We start from the raw sequence: 4,045 nt of genomic DNA, 5'->3' as shown, positions 1-4,045 counted from the left end.
GTAAGCGCAGTAATGCGTTCAGCTAACTGATACTAATTGCCCGTAAGGCTTGATCCTATAACAAGTCTGCCTTGTAGATCGGCGCCGTGCGAAAGCACTGGCCGCGATCCAAAGCGACATGTTGATTCTCGTGTGCGATACACACAACCTGATTACTGCTTCTTCCCAGATTGGTTCTGTTGGCCAAGCCAGCAGAACAACCCTCTTTGCCTGATGACCATAGCGAGTCGGTCCCACCCCTTCCCATCCCGAACAGGACCGTGAAACGACTCTACGCCGATGATAGTGCGGATTCCCGTGTGAAAGTAGGTAATCGTCAGGCTCCCCTTAGCCAAGAACCCCCGCCCGAAAGGCGGGGGTTTTTGCATTTCCGGCGTCGAAAATGCACAACGGCGCCCTCTAACCTCCAACCGTGCCACCCGGCCCGGAACGAATCGGCATGATTTGATACGATCAGGATGCCGCCGGGAACACGCAGGGCGGTGCTCCACAAATCGAAATGCGTACTCGACGAGAGGGTGTGGAATGAACATCGGCGATGCCTCGCGCGCATCCGGGGTCAGCACGAAAATGATCCGCTATTACGAGCAGGTCGGTCTTCTCATGCCGGCCAAGCGGAGCGACTCCGGTTATCGGATTTACGGCGCAGACGAAATCCATGTCCTGCGTTTCGTCCGTCAGGCCAGACACCTCGGCTTTCTCGTCGAAGATATCCGCAAGTTGCTGACGCTCTGGCAGGACCGATCCCGCGCCAGTGCCGAGGTGAAATCGATTGCGCTTGGACACGTCGCCGAACTCGACGAGCGCATCGCGGAATTGACCGACATGCGCAATACGCTGGTCGACCTGGCCGCGCACTGCACTGGCGACGATCGGCCGGAATGCCCGATTTTGGCGCGCCTTGCTGACCCCGTTCCCGAACCAGAATAGTGCATGGCCTCAAGGGGGCGGACAGGGGAGATGTTGCAATTCCAATAAAATCAATGGGTTGTGGAGCGTCGCCTGCATGTCATTCCAATTTGGAATGGCTGCCATGCATCCATTTCACTAGCATCTTGGTGCGGCATCGCTATAATCAGGGATAACCCTATACGGGAAACCCCTGAAGTCAGATTCGCCAGGGTTCCCCCTTCCTTGGAGAACATCATGATCGCCTACATCGTTGAAAAGCTGAGCACCTGGTTTGAATCCGCAGAGCGTGAGCGCCGTGAGGCCTATCTCGCGACGTCGTCGGACATCGTCCAGCTCGAGCATCGTATCCGCTCGCTGGAAACGAATGGCTACTCGCTGTAATCGGAGTCGCCATCAGGCGCCGGTGGCGCCGGACATAAAGCAAGCCCCGTATCGACGGGGCTTTGTTTTTTTGTGCGATGTATCTGGTGAAGCCGGCCGCATGGCGTTATGGTATGGGCCTGTTTTACAACCTGAAGGGCAAAATCATGCGCTTGCGTATCGCTGATGGGTACGGAGTATCACTTGCGCGCGTTGGTCTGGCCGGCGCGTTGTTCATTCACGCACTCGCCGGTTTTGCCGCGACGGCCTCGCAGCCGCTGATCCTCGACACACAACGCGGGATCCAGGACGGAAAGGGCGGACTCATCTTGCAGACCGCGCCGTTGTCGCGCGAGCCGATCGTCGAGCCCGCGAGAATGCGAACCCCGGCCGAGCAAGCGCCGAATTCGTCGATTCCGGTGTTCGTCGCACCGTACATCAACGTTCCGGGATGGAGTGCGCCGCCTGCCGGTCAACCACTCCCGTTGCCGCAACCCCAGCCGCGCCAGCCGTAGCCGATCGGCGCGTCGCTCAGTTGCCCCGGTGCTCGATCTCGCACCGGGCGCCGCCATCTTGCCCCAGCGTTTCGACGAGGTAGGGCAGCGTTTCCCTCATACTCGCGGCGAGGGTAAAAGGCGGATTCAGGATGAACATCCCGCTGCCATATAGCCCGAGCCCGTCCGCCGGCGGATTCGACACCGTCAGCGTCAGGTGCAGCCAGTTGTCCGGTTGCAACCGTTTCAGCTGCTCGGCGAAACGCTGGGATTCCGTGCGGGCGACCTGTGGATACCAGATCGCATAGCATCCTGTCGCGAATCGCTTCAGGCACTCCGTGACGCATGCCAGCGTGCGTGCGTAATCCTTCTTGTCCTCGTAGGACGGGTCGATCAGCACGAGCGCGCGGCGCGGCGCGGGCGGCAGCAGCGCCTTGATGCCCTCGAATCCGTCGCCCGGAAAGATCATCGCGCGCCGGCCGGCGTCACGAAAATTGTGGCGCAGCACGTCAATTTCGGTGCTGTGCATCTCGAACAGCCGCATCCGGTCCTGTTCGCGCATCAGCCGCCAGGCGAGATACGGCGAGCCAGGGTAGTAGCGCAATTCGCCGTCGTCGTTCAGTGCCCGTACTTCGTCCAGGTACTCGGCCAGTACTGGCGGCAGATTCTTGTCATTCCACAGGCGACCGATGCCGGTGTCGAATTCCGAGGTCTTGGCCGCATAGCCTTCGCGGAGCGAATACACGCCCGCGCCCGCGTGCGTATCGATATACCAGTACGATTTGTCTTTTTTGTTGAGATAGCGCAGCAGCTGGACGACGACGGCGTGCTTGAGCACGTCTGCGTGATTGCCTGCGTGAAAACCGTGACGATAACTGAGCATGGCGGGCTGCCTGGAACGGAAGTGAATCGATGAAAACCTGTTGATCGCGTGTGGCCGGCAAGGTGCGGCCGGCCAGGTCCGGCCGGCGAAGCGGGCGTCGATGCGGCCGCGTATTGTACGCGAGTGGCCGACGATCGCCGTTTATTCGTACGCGTTGCCGACCACATCCTCGATGCGCTGCAGGACGTCCGGCGTCAGCTTTGCCACGACGTCGAGCGCACGCATGTTGTCCGTGATCTGCTCGATCCGCGACGCGCCGGTGATGACCGAGCTCACGTGCGGATTGGCCAGCACCCATGCGATCGCCAGCTGGCCGACGCTGCAGCCGAGCTCCGCGGCGACACTGCCGAGCTTTTCGACGATATCGTTTCGGGCCCGGTCGGTCAGCCTCTCGCGCAGCCAGTCGTAGCCCTGCACTTGCGCGCGGCTGCCGGGCGGCACACCGTGCCGATACTTGCCGGTCAGGAGGCCCGACGCCAGCGGGCTCCAGGTCGTGAGGCCGAGGCCGTAATCGTCGTAGAGGCGTGCATATTCCTGCTCGACCCGCGTGCGATGGAACAGGTTGTATTGCGGCTGCTCGACGATCGGCTTGCGCAGGTGATGCCGTTCGGCGATCTCGCACGCCGCGCGGATCTCGTCCGCGCTCCATTCGGACGTGCCCCAGTACAGCGCCTTGCCGCGCGCGATCATGTCGCTCATCGCCCAGACGGTTTCCTCGATCGGCGTCTGCGGGTCCGGACGGTGGCAGTAGACAAGGTCGACGTAGTCGAGCTGCAGTCGTTGCAGCGACCCGTCGATCGCGTTCAGCAGATATTTCCGGTTCAGCGTGTGGTACTGGTTCGGCGCCTCTGCGAGCCCCCAGAAGAACTTCGTCGATACGACAAAGCTGACGCGCGGCCAGCCGAGCGACTTGAGCGCGTGGCCCATAATTTCCTCGGATGCGCCCCCCGCATAGACCTCGGCGTTATCGAAGAAATTGACGCCGGCATCTCGTGCCGCCGCAAGGCACTCGCGCGCCGCGCGCTGGTCCACCTGGTTGCCGTACGTAACCCATGAGCCGAGCGAAAGCTCGCTGATCCGCAGCCCGGCGCGGCCGAGTCGTCGATAGTTCATGCGTGTCTCCTGCGTGCAGGACCGACCTTAAGCTTAGACGCTTTGGGCGCGAACGGCGGAAGCGGATCATGCACAATAGCGGCTTGCCCGCCGACGATCGCGCACCCGCGCGGCGGACCGGCGCTTTATTGACCCATGATCGAAGGAGACGTGCATGGCAGCGAATTTGAGCGGCAAGGTGGCGGTGGTGACGGGCGCCGCAAGCGGCATCGGCAAGGAAATCGCACTGGAGCTGGCGAAGGCGGGCGCGGCGGTGGCGATCGCCGACCTGAACCAGGACGGC

At 61.7% G+C, this 4,045-nt stretch carries 6 protein-coding genes and 1 rRNA gene; 5 read left to right on the top strand and 2 right to left on the bottom strand.

Annotated features, from left to right (window positions below; genetic code table 11):
* The first annotated feature begins 209 nt into the window (after positions 1 to 209).
* The 4 genes from rrf to HWX31_RS34575 all read left to right on the top strand — a co-directional run bounded on the left by rrf (position 210) and on the right by HWX31_RS34575 (position 1,787).
* Positions 210 to 322, top strand: a 5S ribosomal RNA gene (gene rrf, locus HWX31_RS34590).
* Positions 323 to 525: 203 nt separating this feature from the next.
* A complete protein-coding gene (gene cueR, locus HWX31_RS34585) occupies positions 526 to 930 on the top strand; it encodes a Cu(I)-responsive transcriptional regulator (protein ID WP_174965011.1) in 405 nt (134 codons plus the stop codon).
* A 216-nt stretch (positions 931 to 1,146) separates the two neighbouring features.
* Positions 1,147 to 1,293 carry a DUF3563 family protein gene (locus tag HWX31_RS34580; protein ID WP_010090032.1) on the top strand — a complete coding sequence of 49 codons (147 nt, stop codon included), beginning with the start codon at positions 1,147 to 1,149 and terminating at the stop codon, positions 1,291 to 1,293.
* A gap of 113 nt (positions 1,294 to 1,406) precedes the next feature.
* On the top strand, positions 1,407 to 1,787 hold the full coding sequence (locus HWX31_RS34575) for a hypothetical protein (RefSeq protein WP_042584679.1): 381 nt from the start codon (positions 1,407 to 1,409) through the stop codon (positions 1,785 to 1,787).
* 16 nt (positions 1,788 to 1,803) lie between these two features.
* Here the strand turns inward: HWX31_RS34575 and HWX31_RS34570 are convergent, their stop codons facing one another.
* Positions 1,804 to 2,649 (bottom strand): 23S rRNA (adenine(2030)-N(6))-methyltransferase RlmJ, encoded by an 846-nt coding sequence (locus tag HWX31_RS34570; protein WP_059612471.1) that lies wholly within the window; start codon positions 2,647 to 2,649, stop codon positions 1,804 to 1,806.
* 141 nt (positions 2,650 to 2,790) lie between these two features.
* The gene (locus HWX31_RS34565) at positions 2,791 to 3,762 is read right to left on the bottom strand and encodes a potassium channel beta subunit family protein (RefSeq protein ID WP_174965010.1); all 972 of its coding nucleotides are present in this window, start codon (positions 3,760 to 3,762) and stop codon (positions 2,791 to 2,793) included.
* A 154-nt stretch (positions 3,763 to 3,916) separates the two neighbouring features.
* Here HWX31_RS34565 and HWX31_RS34560 point away from each other — a divergent pair.
* Positions 3,917 to 4,045 (top strand): SDR family NAD(P)-dependent oxidoreductase (locus tag HWX31_RS34560; protein WP_175934016.1); only part of this gene is annotated, 129 nt, incomplete at its 3' end.

This window comes from Burkholderia ubonensis, assembly GCF_902833085.1.
Lineage (GTDB): Bacteria > Pseudomonadota > Gammaproteobacteria > Burkholderiales > Burkholderiaceae > Burkholderia > Burkholderia ubonensis.
The sequence above is the reverse complement of the archived record's forward strand: the minus strand, read 5'-3'. Positions and strand labels throughout refer to the sequence as shown.

Bases quoted from the DNA above. Each gene is read 5' to 3' on its own strand.
- HWX31_RS34575 (WP_042584679.1), top strand. From the start codon at position 1,407: ATGGGCCTGTTTTACAACCTGAAGGGCAAAATCATGCGCTTGCGTATC.
- HWX31_RS34565 (WP_174965010.1), bottom strand. From the start codon at position 3,762: ATGAACTATCGACGACTCGGCCGCGCCGGGCTGCGGATCAGCGAGCTT.
- HWX31_RS34580 (WP_010090032.1), top strand. From the start codon at position 1,147: ATGATCGCCTACATCGTTGAAAAGCTGAGCACCTGGTTTGAATCCGCA.
- cueR (WP_174965011.1), top strand. From the start codon at position 526: ATGAACATCGGCGATGCCTCGCGCGCATCCGGGGTCAGCACGAAAATG.
- HWX31_RS34570 (WP_059612471.1), bottom strand. From the start codon at position 2,649: ATGCTCAGTTATCGTCACGGTTTTCACGCAGGCAATCACGCAGACGTG.